A 20,131-nucleotide genomic window follows, 5' to 3' on the forward strand; every position below is an offset into this window, starting at 1 on the left:
TTCAGGGAGGCGGAGATGATCGACGTTGACGCGCTGCGGGCGGAGTTGCGGGACATTGACGGGGAGATCGCGGAGGTGCGGCGGGTGATCCGGGCCAACAACAGCGAGAACCTGCTGCGGTTTGGCGGCAAGGCCGGCGGCGTCATCGGCGCCCTGCTCGACAACACGCCGCATTTCGAACGCTATGAGGCGCTGCGCGACCTGCGGGAGCGCCTGCTGGTTTCGCTGGCGGCGATCGATCCGGCCCATGTCGCCGAGGCCGGCGGACGCAAGGAGACGCGGGACGCGGGCGCGTAAGGGGCCCGGGGGGCTCTCCGGCGGAGCGGCGCCGCGGGCCCGCCGCCCGCAGTCTCCGCGCCGGCCGTCTCTCCGGTCCGCGCGGCGCCCCGCGCCTGTTTCCTTTCGTTCTCCCGCGCCTGTCACCGCGCTTGGCCAGGGCGTCGATGTCCGCGCCGCGCCGTGCCTGCCGCGGCGCCACAGCGGCGTCGCCTGCGCCTGCGCCTGCGTCGCGCGGACCGGGGGGGCAGACGGCGGGGACGGTGGGGCCGCCACGGCGCCGGGCGCCGCCCGTCGCGCCGGGTGAGGCCGGGACATGACCCGCGCCCTGGATGGAGCGGACGGCCCCCGCCGGGCCCCGCGGGGCGCGTCGCCGGAGCACAAGGACAGTTCCTGAAGGACAGTTCCTGAAGGACAGTTCCTGATGCTTTTCTCCTGATGCTTTTCGCGCCGGGAAATTTGATCTGCGTCAAATACAGAAGGCGCGCCGCTTGTCTGAAATCAGGTAACGTGCACGATATTCGGGCAGCGCTACCGGAGGCGATGGATGTACAAACACATTTTGATCACGACGGACGGCTCGGAGCTCGCCCGCAAGGGCATTGAACACGGGCTGGCGCTGGCCAGGCCGCTGGGCGCCAGGGTCACGATCCTGACGGTTCTGCCACCCGTCCGCTCGGAGGAAATGGCGGAGGCGTCGCGTATCGGCGGCATCGACAATCCGGTGGCCTATTATGACCACCAGATCGACGAGGCCATGAAGGAGCGCTTCGCCGCCATTGAACATCTCGTTTCGGCGCATGACGTGAAGGCGGAGCTCGCCCACGAAATCGACAGGTCTCCTGCGGAGGCGATCGTGCGCTTCGCGCAGCACAAGGGGTGCGACCTGATCGTGATGTCGTCGCACGGCCGGCGCGGCGTGCAGCGCGTGCTGCTCGGCAGCCAGACGGCCGAAGTGCTGGCCCACACCACCATCCCGGTGCTCGTGGTGCGCTAGGGGCGCGCAGGGCGTGACGGCCGGCCTGCGGCGCGGGCGGGATCTGCCCGCGCCCGCCCTGTTGACCGGCGCGGACGGCGGACGCCGCCGGAAGACGGTCTGGCGCGCCGGCCCGGCCAGCCGTCTGGCCTGGCGGGCGCCCGGGGGCGCGTCGCGCCGGGGCGGGCGGAGCTCACGCTTCGTGCGCACGCCGGACCGCCGCCGCGTCTGCCTGCGCCGTCTGGCCGAGAAACTCTGTATTTTCAGGAAATCGCAAAATCTGGCCGGTGCAGGCGAAGCTGCGCGAGGGCCGCGCTGAGGCTGTCGGCCCGGACGATGTCTGGGCCCTGGACGTCGTGCACGACCAACTCGCCAGGGGCCGCAAGATGCGGGTGCTGACGGTGGTCGACGCCTTCTCGCGCGACGCGCCGGCATTCGACGCCAGGTTCAGCTACGACGACGTCCTTCAAGGTACAATTTGGCATGACATCAACGCTGCCCGAATTACAGACAGCTGGCTGATGCTGATCGGCGGCTTTAATTTTCCTCCGCTTGATGAGGACGCCCGAAACGGTTTTATTAATGCGCTTCCTGGCGATAGCGGCGAAGTCCTGGAAGCCCTGGCGGAGCGCATCGCGACTGCACTGCTGTCGACAAGGTTCATTCAATCTTTTGGTGCTTAGCAGCCCGAACAGTCGTCCTCCTGAACCAGGAGACCGTCACTATCGCCTGCATGGCCGCCCTGCAAGGCGCCGCCGATCGCCCCGTCAACCTGGCACGCTCATGTCGCCAGTCGCGCATGACCCCGGACGGCTGTCGGCGCAGGCGACGCGGGATCTGGCGCTCAGGCCGGAAATCGAGCGAGTGTTCGTCGGGAACTTCGGGGTCTGCGGCGCGCGCAAGGTCCGGCGGCGGCTGCCGCGCGAAGGCTTCGCGGTTGCGCGCTGCGCCGTCGGGCGGCTGATGGCCGGCCCCGGCCTGCACGGCGCCGCTCGCGGCAAGCGGATACGCACCACGGTGCATGACAGGGCCGCGCCCTGTCCTCGCGACCATGTCAACCGCATCTTCCATGCCCCAGCCCCGGACAGGCTCCGGCTTCCGGACTTCACCTGCGTCAGCGCCTGGTGAGGCTTTGTCACCGGTGCTTGTGCCCGTCGCATCGCTGGCTGGCGCGTGAGCCGGACAGCGCATGCGGGCTTTGCGCCCGACGCACCTGAACAGGCCCTGCATGAACGGCGGCCTGTTCACGGGAGCGGTCTGGCGCATCATTCCGGCAGGGGATCGCAGTATGACAGCATCCGCTACGCCAGATCGTCTGGCGGAAGCTGCGTCGAGCCGTCCGTCGGCCAGTTTTGGGCATCAGTTGCAGATGATACGGCGGAGCCGAACCGGAAGCCCCAAAAAAAGGCCAGCATTTCAAGGAGATCTGAAGGGATATGGCTGGGGAACCTGGACTCGAACCAGGACTAACGGAGTCAGAGTCCGTCGTTCTACCATTAAACTATTCCCCACCACCATCGCCGCCGGTCCCTGCCGGGAGCGTCGCGCTGCTGCGGGGCAGCGCCGTGGCGTGAGGGTGGGATAAGACCAACCTCGGCCGGCGTCAAGGGGCCAGACAATGGCGGCGCGCGCGGCCGGGGAAAACGCCGCCCCCGGATGTGGATATCTGGCGCCGGCGGCCGCCGGCGCCGCCGCGCAGGTCACGGCCGCCGCGAACGACGGCGCGTCCCCGGGGCATGGTCGCGGGGCGGGTGGCGGCGACGCTGATGAAGCGGTCCGGCTCGGCGGCGGGCGGGTAGTGGAGCCGACAGGGGCTGTCCTTGCTCCCGGCCTGAATCGCCTCAGGGTCATGGATGGAGGTCTGGAGACCGGGGGGGCGCGGTTCCCCAGGCGCCTGCGGCGGTCGGCGTAGCCCTGGCGGCGGCGCGCGACAGGCCCTCGTCCATGGCGACGCGTTCGCGCGACATGGCCGGACCGGCGCGCCCGCCGCAACCGCGCGCCGCCGGGGTCCGGCGCCAGCCGCCCCAGAGGTCAGCCCCCGCATGCCGGCCGTTCAGCTGGGGCGCCCGGTTTCCGTATCCCCGGGCCAGGCGCCACGGCCCGGTCATTCGCCTGGCGCTTCGCCCCGGGCCCGCCGCCTGCGGCTGCCAGCCGGGGCGCACGGCCGCGCCCGCGCGCCGCGGCGACGGCGGCGCGCCTGTTATCGCCCGTCCGGGCGCGTCAGCGTCGCCAGCCGCCGGGGCGCGGGCCGCCGGCCGGGCGGGCGAAGCCCGGACGCGGACCGAACCGGTCCGGGCCCATTCCCGGCGCGGGACGGAAACCGGGCGGCGGCGGGCGGAAGCCCGGCGGACGCACGCCCGGCGCGCCAGGACGCGGCGGCGGGCCAGCCCACCGCCGCGGCGGCAGCGGCCGCCCCCAGCGGTATGGCCGGCCGTAAACCACGGGCGGTCCCGCGTAATAACCGTAGTAGCCGCCGTAGGCGACCGGCGCGGCGTAAACGCCGGGCGCGTAATAGCCGTAAGGGTCGGAGGCGACGCAGCCCGACAGGGCGAACCCGGCTCCGATGGCGAGCGCCAATCCCAGTGCGCGTGATTTCATGGCATGTGCTCCAGCTGGCGCCGGGCCCGGAAAAAGGGGCGGGGACGCCGCCCGGGCGCGCGCCGCTTGCGGATAACGCGGCGACGGCGCGCCCGTTCCGCTCCGCTCAGGGGCGCCGCGCCAGAAAGGCCAGCGTCTCCTGTTTGAAGACCCGGTCGCCAACCGCAAGATTATGGTCCCGGCCGGGAATGTCGATGGCTTCGGCGTTGGGCATCAGCGCCGCAAGCTCGTGCGGCGAGCCGGCGATGTCGTCGCGCGTGCCGACGGCGATCAGGGCCGGAACGCCGATCTGCTGCACTTCGTCGCGGCTGAGCGACTGGCGCGCGCCGCGCATGCACGCCGCCAGCGCCTTCAGGTCGCTGCGCGTCTGTTCGGCGAAATTGCGGAACATCTTCTGCTGCGGATCGGTCAGCTGCGTCGCGTCCGGCGCCTCCAGCGCGTCGGCGATGCCCGCCGGCAGCCCGGCGCCGTCCACCAGGCGGATGCCGAGCCCGCCGAGAACCACCGAGCGCACCCGGTCCGGGCGCTCCGAAGCCAGGCAGGCGGCGATGCGCGCCCCCATCGAATAGCCCATCACGTCCGCGCGCGCGAGGCCGAGATGGTCGAGCAGGTTCAGGCAGTCTCTGGCCATCAGCCGCGGGCTGTAGCAGGCCGGGTCATAGAATTTCTGGCTCTGGCCGTGGCCGCGGTTGTCCAGCGCGATCACCCGGTAGCCGGCGCGGTTCAGCGTCGTCGTCCAGCCCGGATAGATCCAGTTCACCGAGTGGTTGGAGGCGAAACCGTGAACCAGCAGCACCGGATCGCCCGCGGACCCCTCCGGCGCGGGCAGGTCGATATAGGCGATGTCGACGCCGTCTGACGAAAAATGCTGCATGTTCCTGTCGTCCGTGGTCGCGCCCGTGCGGGCTCCGGCGCGGCAGTGAACGGCGCCGCCGCCGCCGTCGCAAGGGGGGCAGGACGCCGCGGCCCGGCGGCGCAGGGGCGGCGTTGCGAACGGGCGGCGCGACGGCGTCGCTTTCCCTTGCGAAACGCAAGGAAGACGCTGCGCCAGCGCTTGGCACGGCGGGCCGCAGCCGTTACGCTGGAATCAAGTTGCGCGCCAGCATGCGCGCCATGATCTCGCAAAGGATCGATCACGTGTCGGCGATCGACGATGCAGGCGCCCGCGGCGCGCGCGCCCTGGCCGCCCTGACGGCGGCGGAGGGCGCGCTCCCGGCCGGCTCCCTCCGGCCGGACGTCGCGTTGCAACGCCGCCCTGCTGCGGGCGCGTCGCCGCACTCCGCCGTTACGGATGATCGCGTCCGCGCCGTCGCGCCGTCGCAGCCCGCCGCCGCAAGGCTCCCGCCCAAGGCCGTCGCTGCGCCCGAGGCGCCGCCCTTTCCCTGCCGGCCGCAGCCGCCGCGAACCGCTTCCGTCCGCGCCGAGTCCGGCGCCCGCCCGGCGCCGCAGCGCCGGAAGGGAGGGCAGGGGGGCGAGGCCGCAGCCTCCGGGCCGCGCCTGCGCGAGCCGGCCCAGGCCGGGGCGCCGGCCGTCGCCCGCGGCGAAGCGCGGCCGCAGCGGGCGGAAGGGCGCGGCCGCAGCCGTTCCCATGGCCGCGCCGGCCGCCCGTCCGGCCACGGGCGCGCTTACGCCGCCCTCGATCTCGGCACCAACAACTGCCGGCTGCTGATCGCCGAGCCCGGCGAGTCGGGTTTTCGCGTCATCGACGCCTTTTCGCGCATCGTCCGCCTCGGCGAGGGGCTGGGCGCCACCGGCGCGCTGGGCGAGGGCGCCATCCAGCGCTCCATCGAGGCGCTGCGCATCTGCGGCTCCAAGATGGCCTCGCGCAACGTGACGCGCGCCCGTCTGGTCGCCACCGAGGCCTGCCGCTCCGCCGCCAACGGCGCCGAGTTCATCCGCCGCGTCCGCGAGGAGACCGGTCTCACCCTGGAGGTGGTGGACCGGCGCACCGAGGCCTTCCTCGCCGTCTCCGGCTGCGCCAGCCTGGCCGATCCCGCCTCCGAGGGGCTGCTGGTGTTCGACATCGGCGGCGGCTCCACCGAGGTGGCCTGTCTGGTGGGGCGCGGCGTCGCCGCCATGAGCGACCCCTGCGACAGCATCGCCGACTGGGTGTCGCTGCCGGTGGGGGTCGTCACCCTTGCGGAGCGTTACGGCGGCCGCACAGTCACGCCGGCCGCCTACCGGGCCATGGTCGACGAGGTGATGGACCTGCTGGAGCCGTTCCGCGCCCGGGTCGGCTGGGTGGCCTCGCGCGAGGGCTTCCACCTGCTCGGCACCTCGGGCACCGTCACCACCGTGGCCGGCGTGCACCTGCGCCTCACCCGCTATGACCGGCGGCGGGTGGACGGGCTGTGGATGAGCGACCGCAACGTCAACCGCGTGGTGCAGCGCCTGCGCCGCAGCACCTATCGGGAGCGGGCGGCCAACGGCTGCATCGGCGACGAGCGGGCCGATCTGGTGCTGGCCGGCTGCGCCATTCTCGACGCGCTGCGCCAGTCCTTCCCGGCGCCGCGCCTGCGCATCGCCGACCGCGGCCTGCGCGAGGGCATACTGATGTCGCTGATGCGCGAAGACGGCCTGCTCGGCGGCGGCCGCGGCCAGCTCTGCGGACGGCGCTGAACGCCGCCGCCTATTGCGTTGCGGCGCGGATGCCGCCAAATGCGCCGGAAAGGCCGCCGCTCCGGCGCGGCGGCGCAGCAGGTGAACCGATCATGAGCGGAGCAGCGGACAGGGGCGGCCGGCGCAGTCTGAAAGTGCGGCTGAAGACGGCGAAGAAGCGGTCGCTCGCCTCGCAGAAATGGCTGGAGCGCCAGCTCAACGATCCCTACGTCGAGCGGGCGAAGCGCGAGGGCTACCGCTCGCGCGCCGCCTACAAGCTCATGGAGATCGACGACCGCTACCGGCTCCTGAAGCCGGGGAGCCGGGTGCTCGACCTGGGCGCCGCGCCCGGCGGCTGGAGCCAGGTGGCGGCGGAGCGCGTCGGCGCGGCCGCGCCGCGCCCCGGCGCGCCGGTGGGCCGGGTGGTGGGCATCGACCTGCTGCCCATCGACGGCCTGCCCGGCGTCGAGACCGTGCAGATGGACTTCCTCGCCCCTGAGGCGCCCGGCCTGCTCATGGAGATGCTCGGCGGGCCGGCGGACGTGGTGATGTCCGACATGGCCGCCAACACCACCGGCCACAAGAAGACCGACCATCTGCGCATCATCGGTCTCGCCGAGGCGGCCATCGACTTCGCCCGCGAGGTGCTGGCGCCTGGCGGCGCGTTCCTCGCCAAGGTGTTCCAGGGCGGCGCCGAGCGCGCCCTGCTCACCGACCTCAAGCGCGACTTCGCCATGGTGCGCCACGTCAAGCCGGCGGCGAGCCGGCCCGACTCCTCGGAGCTGTACGTGCTGGCCACCGGCTATCGCGGCCGCGGCGGCGGCTCCGGCCGCCGTGAGGTGGAGCACGGCCGCGAGGGCCACTGGGACGCCGGCTGAGGGCTTCAGCCCTCGCCGGCGCGCGGGTGCTGGCTCACCGCTTCGGCCGTGGCCTTGCGGGCGGAGCCGTCGCCCGCGCGCGGCGCGCCCCGGGCGACATGGCCGGACAGCTCCGCGCCCGCGTCGGCCGCCAGCGACGGGATCAGCAGCGCGCCCAGCGCCGAGACCGCGCCCACCGCCAGAAACGCCGGCATGAAGTCTGCGGCGGCGATCTGCGTGTCCACGCCGCTGCGCAGCCACGCCGCCGCCTGCAGGACGCTGGCCCCCAGCGCCACGCCCATCGCCAGCGACAGCTGCTGCGCCACCGCATAGAGGCTGGTGGCCGAGCTCATGTCCTTCGGCTCGATCTCGGCGTAGGCGATGGCGTTGAACGCGGTGAACTGCATGGAGCGCAGGCAGCCGCCAAGGAACAGCACCCCCAGCATCACCGCCAGCGGCGTGGCGGCGCTGAAGAAGCCGTAGCTGGCGACGAAGGCCGAGGCGAGCACGAGATTGAAGCCCAGCACCCGCCGGAAGCCGAAGCGCCGCAGCACCCGGCTGGCCAGGGTCTTGGTGAACAGCGCCCCCACGGCCGACACGAAGGTGATCATGCCCGAATGCGCCGGCGTCATGCCGAAACCCTCCTGCAGCATCAGCGGCAGCAGGAAGGGAATGGCGCCGGCGCCGATGCGGAACAGCGAGCCCGCCAGCACGCTCACCCGGAAGGTGGAGATGCGCAGCAGCGCAAGGTTGAGCACCGGCGTCTCCACCCGCCGCGAATGGGCGAGATACAGCCCGACCAGCGCCGCGCCGACGCCGCCGAGCCCAATGGCCGCCGCCGGCGACAGGATGTGGCCGCCGCCGCTGGAGAAGGCCAGCATCAGCGCCGCCAGCCCCGCGCCCGCCAGCGCCGCGCCCGCAAGGTCCAGCGGCGCCACGTCGTCCTCGCGGATGTTGTCGATGAACGCCGTGGCCAGCACGATGCCGGTGACGCCGATGGGGATGTTGATGAAGAAAATCCAGCGCCAGTCGAGATAGGTGGTGATGAAGCCGCCCAGCGGCGGGCCCACCACCGGCCCCACCAGCGCCGGCACGGTGAGATAGGCGAGGGCCGAGACCAGCTCCTGCTTCGGCACCGTGCGCAGCAGCACCAGCCGCCCCACCGGCACCATCATCGCCCCGCCCATGCCCTGGATGAACCGGGCCAGCACGAAGCCCTCCAGCGATCCCGCCTGCGAGCAGGCCAGCGAGCCCGCCATGAACACCACCATCGCCAGGCGGAACACCGTGCGCGCGCCGAAGCGGTCCGCCATCCAGCCGCTGACCGGAATGAACACCGCCAGCGACACCAGATAGGAGGTGAGCGCCAGCTTCAGCGCGATGGGACTGACGCCGATGTCGGCCGCGATGGCCGGCAGCGAGGTGGCGATGACCGTGGAATCCGTGTTCTCCATGAACAGGGCGGTGGCCACGATCAGCGGCACCAGAACGGATTTCTTCATGGGCTGGCTCTCTCGTGCGGAGCCGGAGGTTACGCAAGGCGAAGGCCGGGCGCCAGCCGTCCGCCGCCATTGCGGCCATGCGCGCCGGGTCTGGCCGCCGCCCGCCGGCCCTGTCCGCCGCGCGCCGGCGCCGGAGCAAGGACGGCGGCCCCGCGTCCGCATGCTTGCGCGCGTGAAGCGGCGCCGGCGCCATATCCAGGCGTCACCCATGCGCCAAACGCATGGCTTGCCCTGAAAAATTGCGTATGGATCAGGTCATCACGCGGGATTTTTTGCATCGGCGCGATTGCTGTGCTATGGGCCGGCGTCAACTTCGCCCATTTGCTGACGCGGGCCCCACAGGGAGCCCTGACAGCCCGACAGGCCGGGGCGCATCATTATTTCTTCGCCGGGACCAGCTCCCCGCCAGCCCCCTGTGGTCCGGCGGCGCGGGCGCGATCCCCCAAATTGAGGTTGGGCCGCCGCAGGAGCCGGGCTCCCGGGCGCGACGCCAGACCGGAACGGAAGTTGACCATGGTGAAAATCAGCGACGGCGGGCGGTTTCGTGAAGGTCTGACCTTTGACGACGTGCTGCTTCTGCCCGGCCCCTCGGAAGTGCTGCCCGGCGACGTTTCGGTGCAGACCCGCCTGACGCGCACGATCCGGCTCAACATCCCGGTCATCTCCTCCGCCATGGACACGGTGACCGGCTCGAACATGGCCATCGCCATGGCGCAGCTCGGCGGCATCGGCGTCATTCACCGCAATTATGACCCGGAGGAGCAGGCCAACGAGGTGCGCCGGGTCAAGAAATATGAGTCGGGCATGGTGATCGACCCGGTCACCATCTTTCCGGACGAGACCCTGGCCGACGCCTTCGAGCTGATGAAGCGCCACGGCATCTCCGGCATTCCGGTGGTGGAGCGCGCCCCTGGCGGCGGCAAGGGCAAGCTGGTCGGCATTCTCACCAACCGCGACGTGCGCTTCGCCACCAATCCGGCCCAGCCCGTGGCCGAGCTGATGACCAAGGACCGGCTCATCACCGTGCGCCAGGGCGTGGACCAGGCGGAGGCCAAGCGCCTGCTGCACCAGTTCCGCATCGAGAAGCTGCTGGTGGTGGACGACGCGTACCGCTGCATCGGCCTCATCACCGTCAAGGACATGGAGAAGCAGGTCGCCAATCCGCTGGCGATCAAGGACGCCCAGGGCCGCCTGCTGGCCGCCGCCGCCACCACCACCGGCGAGCAGGGCTTCCTGCGCGCCCAGATGCTGGCTGACGCCGGCGTCGACATCCTGGTGGTGGACACCGCCCACGGCCATTCAAGGGGCGTGCTCGACTCGGTGGCGCGCATCAAGAAGACCTTCAGCAACCTGCAGGTCATCGCCGGCAACGTCGCCACCGCCGCCGGCTGCCAGGCGCTGATCGACGCCGGCGCCGACGCGGTGAAGATCGGCATCGGCCCCGGCTCCATCTGCACCACCCGCATCGTCGCCGGCGTCGGCGTGCCGCAGCTCACCGCCATTCTCGACGCTGCCGAAGTGGCCGCCAGGGCTGACATTCCGGTCATCGCCGACGGCGGCATCAAATATTCGGGCGACCTCGCCAAGGCGCTGGCCGCCGGCGCCGAGTGCGCCATGATGGGCTCGCTGCTGGCCGGCACCGAGGAGAGCCCGGGCGAGGTGTTCCTCTACCAGGGCCGCTCCTACAAGGCCTATCGCGGCATGGGTTCGGTGGGCGCCATGGCCCGCGGCTCCGCCGACCGCTATTTCCAGCAGGACATCAAGGACACGCTGAAGCTGGTGCCGGAGGGCATCGAGGGGCAGGTGCCGTACAAGGGGCCGGTCTCGGCCGTGCTGCACCAGCTGGTGGGCGGCCTGCGCGCCGCCATGGGCTATGTGGGCGCCGCCACCCTGAAGGAGCTGCGCGAGAAGTCCGAGTTCGTGCGCATCACCAGCGCCGGCCTGCGCGAGAGCCACGTGCACGACGTGACCATCACGCGCGAGAGCCCCAACTATCCGACGCGCAACTGACGGGGCGCGCCGCGCCCTGGCCCCCGTTTCCGCCCGCAGCGCCGGGCCGGGCGGGGCGCCTGCTCCGGGGAGGTCCAGATGAGCGTCCAGGCCGTGCTCCTGCCAGTGTTCGCGCTGGTTCTCCTCACCTTCGCGCTGCTGTTCATGCTGGCCGCCGCGCGGCGGCGGGCCTTGGCCCGCGGCCTCGTGCGGGAGGCGGACGTCGCCTTCAACGCCAGCGCCTGGCCTGACGACGCCCGCCGCATCAACGACGCCTATGGCAACGCGCTGGCCATGCCGGCGCTGTTTTACGTTCTCGTCGCCCTGGCCCTCATCACCCGCAAGGCGGATCTCGTCTTCGTGGCGATGGAGTGGGCCTATGTGGCGGCGCGCGCCGTCCAGGCCGCGGCGCACGTGCGCGGCCTGCCCATGCGGATCCGCGGCGGCGCCTTCGGCGCCAGCGTCGCGATCCTGCTTCTCATGTGGGGGATTTTCGCCGTGCGGATCCTGTTCGCCGCATGACGCCTGCAGCTCGCGTCAACGCGGCCATTGACGTTTTGGCCGAACTGGAATCCAGCCGTCGTCCCGCGCCGGACGTGCTGCGCGACTGGGGCCGCGCCCGCCGTTACGCCGGCTCCAGGGACCGCGCCGCCGTGGCGACGCTGGTCTATGACTGCCTGCGCCGCCGTCTCTCCGCCGCCTTCGTCATGGACAGCGACTCCCCGCGCGCGGTCGTCGCCGGCATGCTGGCCGTGGCGCGCGGCATGGACGCGGACGCCGTCGCCGCCCTGTTCAGCGGCGAGCGCCATGCCCCGGCGCCGCTGACGCAGGCCGAACGGGCCGCCATCGCCGGCGCGCGCGGGCGCCTCGCCGCCGCGCCCCTGCACGTGCGCGGCGATTTTCCCGAATGGCTCGCCGGCGAGATCCTGCGCGCCTTCGGCGACGAAACCGCCGTCCTGTGCGAGATGCAGGCCCTTTGCGAACGGGCGCCGGTGGACATCCGCGTCAACACGCTGAAGGCCGATCCGGCGACGGTGCTGGAGCGCCTCGCCTGGATGGGCGCGCAGCCGGGCCGGCGCGCCCCCGCCGCCATCCGCCTGCCGCCGCCGCCGGACGGCCAGGGCCAGTCGCTGCAGGCTGACGAAGGCTTCGTGCGCGGCTGGTTTGAGGTGCAGGACCAGGGCTCGCAGCTGGCGGCGCTCTACACCGGCGCCGCGCCCGGCGAGACGGTGGTTGACCTGTGCGCCGGCGCCGGCGGCAAGACCCTGGCGCTGGCGGCGATGATGCGCAATGAGGGCCGGCTGCTGGCCACGGACGTTGACCCCCGGCGCCTCGCCGCGCTCTATCCGCGTCTTGACCGGGCCGGCGTTACCTGCGTGGAGGCGCGGCCGCCCCGGGGCCGCTGGCGCCCCGGCGGACCGGAGCCGCTGGCTGACGTGACCGGCGCGGCCGATCTCGTGCTGGTGGACGCCCCCTGCACCGGAACCGGCACCTGGCGGCGCAATCCGGACGCCAAATGGCGGCTGCGGCCGGGCGCGCTGGCGGAGCGCAGACGCGAGCAGGAGGCGGCGCTGGAGCGCGCCGCGCCGCTGGTGCGCCCCGGCGGGCGGCTGGTATACGTCACCTGTTCGGTGCTGCCGCAGGAAAATGACGACGCAGTCGCGGGCTTTCTGGCCCGCCATCCGGAATTCGTCGCGGACGCTCTGGCGGACGCCGGCGTGGGGCGGCCGGGGCATGAGCGCCCCCACGGCGCCCTGCAGCTGACGCCGGCGCGCAGCGGTGTGGACGGCTTTTATGTCGCCAGCCTGCGGCGACGCTGATACAACGCCTTTTTTTCCACGCTTCGGGCATTCCATGACCACACAGGCCAGCAGTTCTTCCGACACGAACGCCGAAGGGATCCACGAAAAGATCCTGATTGTGGACTTCGGCAGCCAGGTGACCCAGCTCATCGCCCGCCGCGTGCGCGAGGAAGGCGTCTATTCGGAGATCGTTCCGTTCCAGAACGCCGCCGAAGCGTTCCGCCGCATCCGTCCGAAGGCGGTGATCCTCTCGGGCGGCCCGTGCTCGGTGCTGGACGAGGGCGCGCCGGAAGCGCCGCCGGAGATTTTCGCGGCCGGCGTGCCGGTGCTGGGCATCTGCTACGGCGAGCAGACCATGGCCAGGCAGCTCGGCGGCGTGGTGGAGGGCGGCCATCACCGTGAGTTCGGCCGCGCCGACGTGGACGTGATCGCCCCTTCGGCGCTGTTTGAGGGGGTGTGGGAGCCGGGCGGCCGCTATCCGGTGTGGATGAGCCATGGCGACCGCGTCACGCAGCTGCCGGAGGGCTTCCGGGTGATCGCCGCCTCGGAGAACGCGCCGCACGCGGCCATCGCCGACGAGGCGCGCAAATATTACGGCGTCCAGTTCCACCTCGAGGTGGCGCACACGCCGGACGGCGCCCGGCTGATCCGCAATTTCGTGCGCAACATCGCCGGATGCGCCGGCGACTGGACCATGCGCGCCTTCCGTGACGAGGCGATCGCGCGCATCCGCGCCCAGGTAGGTTCGGGCCGGGTGCTGTGCGCGCTTTCGGGCGGCGTCGACTCGGCGGTGGCGGCGGTGCTGATCCACCAGGCCATCGGCGACCAGCTCACCTGCGTGCTGGTGGACCACGGCCTGATGCGCATGGGCGAGGCGGAGTGGGTGGTGCGCCTGTTCCGCGAGCACTACAACATTCCGCTGGTTCACGTTCAGGCGCAGGACCTGTTCCTGGGGCGTCTGGCGGGCGTGACGGACCCGGAGCAGAAGCGCAAGATCATCGGCGGCCTGTTCATCGACGTGTTTGAGGAGGAGGCGAAGAAGATCGCCGCCGCCCATGGCGCGGAGCCGGAGTTTCTGGCCCAGGGCACGCTCTATCCGGACGTGATCGAGAGCGTGTCGTTTACCGGCGGCCCTTCGGTGACCATCAAGAGCCACCACAATGTGGGCGGCCTGCCGGCGCGGATGAAGCTGAAGCTGGTGGAGCCGCTGCGCGAGCTGTTCAAGGACGAGGTGCGGGCGCTGGGGCGGGAGCTTGGCCTGCCGGAGGCGTTCATTGGCCGTCACCCGTTCCCGGGGCCCGGACTGGCCATCCGCTGCCCGGGCGAGGTGACGAAGGAGAAGTGCGACATCCTCCGCCAGGCGGACGCGATCTATATTGAGGAGATCCGCCGCGCCGGCCTGTACGACGAGATCTGGCAGGCGTTCGTGGTGCTTCTGCCTGTGCGCGCCGTGGGCGTGATGGGCGACGGACGCACGTATGAATATGTGTGCGCGCTGCGGGCCGTGACCTCGGTGGACGGCATGACGGCGGACTTCTATCCGTTTGACATGAAGTTCCTCGCGCGCGTTTCAACCCGCATCGTCAACGAGGTGAAAGGCATCAACCGGGTGACCTACGACATCACCGCCAAGCCTCCGGGCACGATCGAGTGGGAGTGATTCCGCGTCCGGCAGCGGCCGGCAGGATCAGGCACCAGACACACCTAAGCCCGCGTCACTGCGGGCTTTTTTGTGCTTTCAACCTGGCACGGACTGGCAACCTGGGGTATGGCCAAGCACGAATTTTTCATGGCATAGTCGATGGCACGAAACCGGCCCTGTGCCATGCCTTGCCGCCGATGCCATGCGCCTCGTCCCAGGTGGCCATGGTATCGGAATCATGTAAGTGGTTGCTGTAAAACGAATTTTTGTCGTTCCGCGCGGGGTTTTCCGGGCATGGTATTGATGGCCGGTGAAGCGTGTGCGTCACGATGGCTGTGCCATGGGTTCGCCTCTGTAAGTTGTTGACTTGTAAGGGGATTCCCTCTCGTCCAAGCAGGGCGCACGACGCATGGTGTTGCAAGGGAGCGTGTGTGCCATGTTGACCGATACCAAGCTGCGGAACCTCAAGCCGACGGGCAAGCTGTACAAGGTGGCGGACAGGGACGGCCTGTATGTGGCCGTCACACCCTCCGGGACCATTTCGTTCCGCTACAACTACGCCCTCAACGGGCGCCAGGAGACCATCACCTTCGGCCGGTACGGGCCGGGCGGGATCACGCTGGCCGAGGCCCGGGAACGCTTGGCCGAAGCCAAGAAGATGATCGCGGCGGGGAAGTCTCCGGCCCGGGAAAAAGCCAGGGAGAAGGCCCGGGTGCGCGACGCCGAGACGTTTGGTGCCTGGGCGGAAAAGTGGCTTCGAAGCTACCCGATGGCCGATTCCACCCGCGACATGCGGCGCTCGGTCTATGAGCGCGACCTGAAGGTCAAGTTCGGCAACCTCAAGCTGACCGAGATCACCCACGAAGACCTGCGGGCCCTGACCGACGCCATCGTCGAGCGGGGCGCGCCGGCCACCGCCGTCCATGCGCGCGAGATCGTGTATCAGGTCTACCGGTGGGCCATCGAGCGAGGCCAGAAGGTGGAGAATCCCGCCGAGCTGGTCCGCCCGGCCAGCATCGCGAAGTTCGCACCGCGCGACCGCGCCCTGACGCCGGAAGAGATCGGCCTCATGTACCAGTACCTGGAGCGCGTCGGCACGTCGCCGTCGATCCGCGCCGCCGTGAAGCTGCTCCTGCTGACGATGGTGCGCAAGAGCGAGCTGACCAACGCCAGGTGGAGCGAGATCAACTTCAGCGAGGCCCTGTGGACCATCCCGAAGGAAAGGATGAAGCGGCGCAACCCGCACCTGGTGTTCCTGTCGCGGCAGGCGATGGACCTGCTGGTCGCGCTGAAAACCTTTGCCGGTGGTTCGGAATACGTCCTGCCGTCACGCTATGACCCCAGTGCGCCCATGAGCAGCGCCACGCTCAACCAGGTGATGAAGCTGACCTATCAACTGGCGCAGAAGGACGGCAAGCCGCTGGGCAAGTTCGGGCCGCACGACCTGCGCCGCACGGCCAGCACCCTGCTGCACGAAGCCGGATACAACAGCGACTGGATCGAAAAGTGCCTCGCCCACGAACAACGAGGCGTCAGGGCCATCTACAACAAGGCCGAGTACCGGGAACAGCGGCGGCAGATGTTGCAGGACTGGGCGGACATGATCGACCAGTGGACGCTTAAAAAGCCGCAAGTGGGGAAAGACTGCTGATTTCTTTGTCGAACGACGGGCTCTTTATTGGACGCTTCGGTTTGCACGATGCGACTGCGTTGACGGCCGGAGATCAATTCACGCTCGGCCGGGATGCACTTAAGCGGAGCGAACAAGTTAGCGGGCAGAGCGCTTTGGCAAGCTCAGTCGAAATATCTGGGGGATCGAGGCAATGGCCTTCGATACAGCTTGCCGTTCAATACCTAGTCTGCGGGCAATCTCAGACTGATTGAAGCCAGCTCGCTGAAGCATCAGTATCTGCTTTTTTCGATCCGACAATTTCGAGTCCACCATTAGGCGTGCTCGGTTTCGCAGCTCGGCTTCATCCGCCGGCTGCAACGTCTGTCCGAGCATGTAATGGAGGATGTAGCCGTCGACCAGTTCGTCGCCAGATTTCGCTTGCGGCGCGCCCCGCATTGCGCATTGTCGGGTGAGTCTTTCTAGTTCGAGATCGAACTGCGCCACGGAGCGTTTCGCTTGCCTGTACGCAGGATTCCATGCACCATTCGCTAACTTGGGCCGGTGGTCCACGCAGTACAGGTTGCTCAGGCGGAGCTGCTCGTCTGCATCGTCCGCTTTGGGTGCGTCGCTTCCTGCGGCGAAGGAAGCCAACTCCGCGAGTTCGCCGCAAAAGCGGCAAAAGCCCTGCAAGCGTTGCCCGTTCAGGCGAGTATTGCGCACCTGCCTTTTCGCGGGACGCTTACGAGCGCAGGCCCAAACCAACTCAATCAAAGATTCAAGTGTCGCGACAAATCGCTGATCTCGCGGGGACTGTTGGTCCTCTGTGAGGACAAACGCTCGAAGCAACTGGCGCTGTAAACGCACCATCGCAGTGAGCCCGACCAGTCGGACAATCTCGCTGAAGGCCACGCCCGTTCCTGCGCCGGGGATGTGGCCGACGTAACGGGACGGAAGCGTTGCTGAGTATGCCGCAACAGCGGGGTCAATGAGTTCTTCGATAAGCCGAGCGATGGGGTAGCGCTTCCCGGATTCGGAGTAGGGCTTCCAGCGATCCTGAAATTGTCCGATGGCCTTTGAAACGGTGGGATCGCACCCGTCCCAGACGGTAATGGTCGGCTGATTTTTCATGTCAACCATTTTAGCCAATCATTAGGTCGATGCAATCTGTATTGCGGGGCACCATCAGGCACGCATTCGAAAGTGACTGATGGAGGTCAAAGCATGCAAGCAAAGACGAGCAGGACTCTCATCAATAAAAAGAAGCTGTTGGCGATGATCCCGCTGTGCGAGCGCACGATTTACAACTTGGAGCAGCGAGGTGAATTCCCGCGCCGCATAGCACTAACTAGCCGGAACGTCGCCTGGGATCTGGCCGACGTCGAGCAATGGATTGAGACGCGCAAGTCGTCGGGCATTCAAGCCGCCCATCCCGGGATGGGACCCAACCGCGGTAATGCCCAGAAACGAACTGCCTGCGCTCGGCCTTATGCGACGGAGGTCGGACCGCTCGTATGATTATCAGAAACAGCGGTCCTACGCCGATCGGCGCTGTGCTAGGCGATGTTGGCGGCCTGCTGGATCGCATTGAGGCCATGAGGAGGCAGCAGAGGGAGCCCATCGAGGCTGCTGCATGTCCTGGCGAGACATACGAACACGTTGCCGCCCGCTTCCAGCGTGAAGCGGAAAAGGTAGGCCGTCCGACCGTTTCTAATCAGCAACCGGCGACCCCCGTGCGCAAACCGCCCAAGGGCGACGAGCAGCCGGATTTCTTCATCCCGGCCTTGCGTGAAGTTGGCACGCGTGACAGCCGCAGCATGATGGATGTGGCCGTGTTCCGTCTGTCCAAGAAGGATAAACGGGCGGGTGAGGTCATCCGCTACGAGCTGCCGGACGGCCACGTGGAGGTCAAGGCGGGGCCGGATGGCATGGCCTCGATCTGGGACTATGACATTGTGCTGATGCTCGTTTCCCACCTCACAGAAGCCATGAACCGTTATCGAGAGGGGAAGGGGGATAAACCCGGCCGCGTGTTTAAGCCGCACGTTTCGGACATTCTGAAATTTTGTCGCAAAGGTGACGGCGCGCGTCAGTTCGAGCAGGTCGAAGCAGCGCTCGACCGGCTCAAGGGAACCACGATCAAGAGCGTGCGGGAAGTATCGCGCGACAGTAAGCGCACTACGCGCGAGGTCAAATCGGAGGGGCTTATCAGCTCCTACGAGATCGTATCGCGCACGGACACAGGCAAGGTGGCCAGAGTGGAGATCGAGGCCCCAAACTGGATTTACCGCGAGATCACCGAGGGCAAGCAGCCGGACGTTCTAACTGTACACCCGGACTACTTTCTGATCGAGCCGGGTATTGGTCGCTTTGTTTATCGTCTCGCGCGTCGCGCCGCCGGGAAGGGTAAGGCGAAATGGGCTTTTCGGACGATCTATCACCGCAGCGGAAGCGCCGGCACGTTTAAAGAGTTCTGCCGCATCCTACGCAAGCTTATCGTTGCCGACGATCTGCCCGAGTACACTTTACGTGAGGAGGCAGGGCAGAGCGGCCCTCAATTGCTCATGCGGCATCGGAGCGAAGCGCCTGACGCGTTACTGCATGATATGGCGGTGTGTAATAGACGGTGACGGAGTGCCAAGAAGGCTTGAAATGGCCTCTTTGGCTGTCCAGAAACCCATACGTTTGACGGACACAAAGAAATCGCTCTCCTGCTTGTGGACAGACCGTCTATCACCCACCCGGCACCGTCTATTACCCACCCGGCACCGTCTATTACCCACCCGGGACCGTCTATTACCCACCAGAAACCGTCTATTACCCACTGGTCTCCTCCGTAAATCATTGAAAAGTCGGGGAAATTGGCAATTCGCGCGCTTAAAACTCTTTAAAACTATATAAAACTCTTAAAACCCGATTGGCCTGTGCATAACCATATCGCGTCTGTTGGTTGCACAGCTCATGCGAGGGACGGTGCGGTTGGACGCAGATGAGCGAGGTGAACGCCTGATTGCTTTGGGGATCAGGCTTCGAGCCGGTTACTTGCCGGGCAAGCGGGAGGACACCAAAAGGAAAGGCGCAGATTGCCGGGCGCCACCCGCGTGTAATCTGATACGCCTATGGCTGCGCAGGCGGACCGTGGTGAAGTTTTCAGGGGGTGGGCGCAGGGTGGGTAGCCCCTTGTCTGCTTCGGCCCGTGTGGTGCGTTGTGCGCGCCCCTACCGCCTTTGCGTAGGCAAAAGAAAGCCCGCCATCCTTGGCGGGCTGCGGCTGGCTCGGTGCCGAAACTTACTGCCGGCGCTTCTGTTGCGCCTGCTGCTGTTCCCGAAGCTGGGCCACGAGCTGGGCGAGTTGCTGGGCCTGCTGCTTGGAACCCAGCAGCGGCACGCTGTGGATGGCCCGCGCCGCACCGAGCATTCCGAACCCGAGCGGGGCCATGATGCGATCCGCCACGAACCCGCGTGCAACGTCGATCTTGTCGGCGATGGCATCGAGCTTAGGACCGTGGCCGCGCGCGCAGCCAGAAGCCTAGGAGATACATGATGGCGATCCGCTATGCGCATTCGTGAATTTGAAACGGGAACATCGCGACCTGTATGCGCGAAGAAACGCGAAATAGCGCGAAGATGTGCGACCAAATGCAACTGTGCGCGAACTAGCGAAAATTAGCGCAAATTAGCGCTGTTCAAGAAAGTCCTTACGAAACGTCGCGTTGAATTGCAGAACAACGGACGGCAAGATATGTGTTGTACCGGTACGCGCAAGCGCGCATCGGCCCAACACTGCCCCTTACTCGCCTGCGGCTCGACGGCATCGTGCTCTGCGAGGCGCACCGTCGCTGCCGCGACAAAGGACAGACGGTCATGACAGACGACACCAAGCATGGGCGAGGAACCCGACCACGAGGAAGCAGGATTGAGGTGTGGGTGACGCCGGATGAGCCGGCAGAAATTGCCGCCCGCGCCGAGCAGGCCGGCTTGTCCCTTTCGGCCTACATGCGGGCGGCAGGGCTGAACCACCCGGTCCGCTCTGTCCTTGACCTGAAGGCCGTGGCCGACCTGGGGCGGGTCAACGGCGACCTGGGGCGGGTTGCCGGGCTACTGAAGCTTTGGCTCGCCGAGAAGCGGGGGCAGGGGGCTAGCCCTGTGGACGTGGAGGCGTTGATGAAGGACCTGGGGGCGCTCCAGACCGAGATGCATCAGATCATGTGGCGAGCGGTTCGAGGGAGATGAAAGGACGCTCGGGAGCTAACGCCACTTCATTGATGGAGTACTGTAGCGTG

The 20,131-nt window shown here is 68.3% G+C and carries 18 protein-coding genes, 1 tRNA gene and 1 pseudogene; 14 read left to right on the plus strand and 6 right to left on the minus strand.

Going from position 1 to position 20,131, the window contains the following annotated elements; translation table 11 throughout:
• Window positions 1-15 precede the first annotated feature (15 nt).
• From ACFFJB_RS03890 to ACFFJB_RS03905, 4 genes and pseudogenes are all read left to right on the plus strand, one after another.
• Entirely contained in the window at window positions 16-297 is a 282-nt protein-coding gene (locus ACFFJB_RS03890; protein ID WP_376829664.1) for a hypothetical protein, read from the plus strand.
• A gap of 526 nt (window positions 298-823) precedes the next feature.
• Window positions 824-1,273, plus strand: coding sequence for a universal stress protein (locus ACFFJB_RS03895; RefSeq protein WP_376829666.1), 450 nt, complete (start codon window positions 824-826; stop codon window positions 1,271-1,273).
• A gap of 266 nt (window positions 1,274-1,539) precedes the next feature.
• Window positions 1,540-1,722 (plus strand): annotated as a pseudogene (locus ACFFJB_RS03900) (IS3 family transposase); the annotation flags it as partial.
• 313 nt (window positions 1,723-2,035) lie between these two features.
• Entirely contained in the window at window positions 2,036-2,380 is a 345-nt protein-coding gene (locus ACFFJB_RS03905) for an IS3 family transposase (RefSeq protein WP_376829668.1), read from the plus strand.
• A gap of 309 nt (window positions 2,381-2,689) precedes the next feature.
• Here the strand turns inward: ACFFJB_RS03905 and ACFFJB_RS03910 are convergent.
• The 3 genes from ACFFJB_RS03910 to ACFFJB_RS03920 all read right to left on the minus strand — a co-directional run bounded on the left by ACFFJB_RS03910 (window position 2,690) and on the right by ACFFJB_RS03920 (window position 4,724).
• A tRNA-Gln gene (locus ACFFJB_RS03910) sits at window positions 2,690-2,763 on the minus strand.
• Between the two features lie 709 nt (window positions 2,764-3,472).
• A complete protein-coding gene (locus tag ACFFJB_RS03915; RefSeq protein WP_376829669.1) occupies window positions 3,473-3,850 on the minus strand; it encodes a hypothetical protein in 378 nt (125 codons plus the stop codon).
• A gap of 106 nt (window positions 3,851-3,956) precedes the next feature.
• Window positions 3,957-4,724, minus strand: a complete 768-nt coding sequence (locus tag ACFFJB_RS03920) for an alpha/beta fold hydrolase (RefSeq protein ID WP_376829671.1) — start codon at window positions 4,722-4,724, stop codon at window positions 3,957-3,959.
• A 623-nt stretch (window positions 4,725-5,347) separates the two neighbouring features.
• Here ACFFJB_RS03920 and ACFFJB_RS03925 point away from each other — a divergent pair.
• Window positions 5,348-6,469 carry a Ppx/GppA phosphatase family protein gene (locus ACFFJB_RS03925; protein WP_376832526.1) on the plus strand — a complete coding sequence of 374 codons (1,122 nt, stop codon included), beginning with the start codon at window positions 5,348-5,350 and terminating at the stop codon, window positions 6,467-6,469.
• A gap of 92 nt (window positions 6,470-6,561) precedes the next feature.
• A complete protein-coding gene (locus tag ACFFJB_RS03930) occupies window positions 6,562-7,326 on the plus strand; it encodes an RlmE family RNA methyltransferase (RefSeq protein WP_376829673.1) in 765 nt (254 codons plus the stop codon).
• A 5-nt stretch (window positions 7,327-7,331) separates the two neighbouring features.
• Here the strand turns inward: ACFFJB_RS03930 and ACFFJB_RS03935 are convergent, their stop codons facing one another.
• Window positions 7,332-8,807, minus strand: coding sequence for a DHA2 family efflux MFS transporter permease subunit (locus ACFFJB_RS03935; protein WP_376829675.1), 1,476 nt, complete (start codon window positions 8,805-8,807; stop codon window positions 7,332-7,334).
• Window positions 8,808-9,320: 513 nt separating this feature from the next.
• Between ACFFJB_RS03935 and guaB the strand changes: the two genes are divergently transcribed.
• The 5 genes from guaB to ACFFJB_RS03960 all read left to right on the plus strand — a co-directional run bounded on the left by guaB (window position 9,321) and on the right by ACFFJB_RS03960 (window position 15,891).
• On the plus strand, window positions 9,321-10,817 hold the full coding sequence (gene guaB, locus ACFFJB_RS03940; protein ID WP_376832528.1) for an IMP dehydrogenase: 1,497 nt from the start codon (window positions 9,321-9,323) through the stop codon (window positions 10,815-10,817).
• Between the two features lie 78 nt (window positions 10,818-10,895).
• Window positions 10,896-11,318, plus strand: a complete 423-nt coding sequence (locus ACFFJB_RS03945; RefSeq protein ID WP_376829677.1) for an MAPEG family protein — start codon at window positions 10,896-10,898, stop codon at window positions 11,316-11,318.
• Window positions 11,315-12,616 (plus strand): RsmB/NOP family class I SAM-dependent RNA methyltransferase, encoded by a 1,302-nt coding sequence (locus ACFFJB_RS03950; protein WP_376829679.1) that lies wholly within the window; start codon window positions 11,315-11,317, stop codon window positions 12,614-12,616. Before ACFFJB_RS03945 ends, ACFFJB_RS03950 begins: the two co-directional genes overlap by 4 nt.
• A gap of 34 nt (window positions 12,617-12,650) precedes the next feature.
• Window positions 12,651-14,258 (plus strand): glutamine-hydrolyzing GMP synthase, encoded by a 1,608-nt coding sequence (guaA, locus tag ACFFJB_RS03955; protein ID WP_376829681.1) that lies wholly within the window; start codon window positions 12,651-12,653, stop codon window positions 14,256-14,258.
• 418 nt (window positions 14,259-14,676) lie between these two features.
• Window positions 14,677-15,891, plus strand: coding sequence for a tyrosine-type recombinase/integrase (locus ACFFJB_RS03960; protein WP_376829683.1), 1,215 nt, complete (start codon window positions 14,677-14,679; stop codon window positions 15,889-15,891).
• A gap of 117 nt (window positions 15,892-16,008) precedes the next feature.
• Here the strand turns inward: ACFFJB_RS03960 and ACFFJB_RS03965 are convergent, their stop codons facing one another.
• Window positions 16,009-16,989, minus strand: coding sequence for a helix-turn-helix domain-containing protein (locus ACFFJB_RS03965; RefSeq protein ID WP_069220142.1), 981 nt, complete (start codon window positions 16,987-16,989; stop codon window positions 16,009-16,011).
• Between the two features lie 84 nt (window positions 16,990-17,073).
• Here ACFFJB_RS03965 and ACFFJB_RS03970 point away from each other — a divergent pair, with 84 nt between their 5' ends.
• Together ACFFJB_RS03970 and ACFFJB_RS03975 are read left to right on the plus strand one after the other, a co-directional pair.
• On the plus strand, window positions 17,074-17,367 hold the full coding sequence (locus tag ACFFJB_RS03970; RefSeq protein WP_086072160.1) for a helix-turn-helix transcriptional regulator: 294 nt from the start codon (window positions 17,074-17,076) through the stop codon (window positions 17,365-17,367).
• A complete protein-coding gene (locus tag ACFFJB_RS03975; protein WP_376829685.1) occupies window positions 17,364-18,479 on the plus strand; it encodes a replication initiator protein A in 1,116 nt (371 codons plus the stop codon). Before ACFFJB_RS03970 ends, ACFFJB_RS03975 begins: the two co-directional genes overlap by 4 nt.
• Window positions 18,480-19,137: 658 nt before the next feature.
• Here ACFFJB_RS03975 and ACFFJB_RS03980 read toward each other — a convergent pair.
• Entirely contained in the window at window positions 19,138-19,287 is a 150-nt protein-coding gene (locus ACFFJB_RS03980; RefSeq protein WP_376829686.1) for a hypothetical protein, read from the minus strand.
• A 425-nt stretch (window positions 19,288-19,712) separates the two neighbouring features.
• Between ACFFJB_RS03980 and ACFFJB_RS03985 the strand changes: the two genes are divergently transcribed.
• On the plus strand, window positions 19,713-20,081 hold the full coding sequence (locus ACFFJB_RS03985; protein WP_376829688.1) for a plasmid mobilization protein: 369 nt from the start codon (window positions 19,713-19,715) through the stop codon (window positions 20,079-20,081).
• Window positions 20,082-20,131 lie beyond the last annotated feature (50 nt).

Origin of the sequence: Camelimonas abortus (genome assembly GCF_042432745.1) — a bacterium.
GTDB classification, from domain to species: Bacteria; Pseudomonadota; Alphaproteobacteria; order Rhizobiales; family Beijerinckiaceae; genus Camelimonas; species Camelimonas abortus.

What these genes read in the sequence shown, in the direction of transcription:
- ACFFJB_RS03960 (WP_376829683.1), top strand. Translation starts at nt 14,677, where the DNA reads ATGTTGACCGATACCAAGCTGCGGAACCTCAAGCCGACGGGCAAGCTG.
- guaA (WP_376829681.1), top strand. Translation starts at nt 12,651, where the DNA reads ATGACCACACAGGCCAGCAGTTCTTCCGACACGAACGCCGAAGGGATC.
- ACFFJB_RS03905 (WP_376829668.1), top strand. Translation starts at nt 2,036, where the DNA reads ATGTCGCCAGTCGCGCATGACCCCGGACGGCTGTCGGCGCAGGCGACG.
- ACFFJB_RS03890 (WP_376829664.1), top strand. Translation starts at nt 16, where the DNA reads ATGATCGACGTTGACGCGCTGCGGGCGGAGTTGCGGGACATTGACGGG.
- ACFFJB_RS03920 (WP_376829671.1), bottom strand. Translation starts at nt 4,724, where the DNA reads ATGCAGCATTTTTCGTCAGACGGCGTCGACATCGCCTATATCGACCTG.
- ACFFJB_RS03970 (WP_086072160.1), top strand. Translation starts at nt 17,074, where the DNA reads ATGCAAGCAAAGACGAGCAGGACTCTCATCAATAAAAAGAAGCTGTTG.
- ACFFJB_RS03930 (WP_376829673.1), top strand. Translation starts at nt 6,562, where the DNA reads ATGAGCGGAGCAGCGGACAGGGGCGGCCGGCGCAGTCTGAAAGTGCGG.
- guaB (WP_376832528.1), top strand. Translation starts at nt 9,321, where the DNA reads ATGGTGAAAATCAGCGACGGCGGGCGGTTTCGTGAAGGTCTGACCTTT.
- ACFFJB_RS03935 (WP_376829675.1), bottom strand. Translation starts at nt 8,807, where the DNA reads ATGAAGAAATCCGTTCTGGTGCCGCTGATCGTGGCCACCGCCCTGTTC.
- ACFFJB_RS03975 (WP_376829685.1), top strand. Translation starts at nt 17,364, where the DNA reads ATGATTATCAGAAACAGCGGTCCTACGCCGATCGGCGCTGTGCTAGGC.
- ACFFJB_RS03915 (WP_376829669.1), bottom strand. Translation starts at nt 3,850, where the DNA reads ATGAAATCACGCGCACTGGGATTGGCGCTCGCCATCGGAGCCGGGTTC.
- ACFFJB_RS03950 (WP_376829679.1), top strand. Translation starts at nt 11,315, where the DNA reads ATGACGCCTGCAGCTCGCGTCAACGCGGCCATTGACGTTTTGGCCGAA.
- ACFFJB_RS03895 (WP_376829666.1), top strand. Translation starts at nt 824, where the DNA reads ATGTACAAACACATTTTGATCACGACGGACGGCTCGGAGCTCGCCCGC.
- ACFFJB_RS03965 (WP_069220142.1), bottom strand. Translation starts at nt 16,989, where the DNA reads ATGGTTGACATGAAAAATCAGCCGACCATTACCGTCTGGGACGGGTGC.
- ACFFJB_RS03985 (WP_376829688.1), top strand. Translation starts at nt 19,713, where the DNA reads ATGACAGACGACACCAAGCATGGGCGAGGAACCCGACCACGAGGAAGC.
- ACFFJB_RS03945 (WP_376829677.1), top strand. Translation starts at nt 10,896, where the DNA reads ATGAGCGTCCAGGCCGTGCTCCTGCCAGTGTTCGCGCTGGTTCTCCTC.
- ACFFJB_RS03980 (WP_376829686.1), bottom strand. Translation starts at nt 19,287, where the DNA reads ATGGCCCCGCTCGGGTTCGGAATGCTCGGTGCGGCGCGGGCCATCCAC.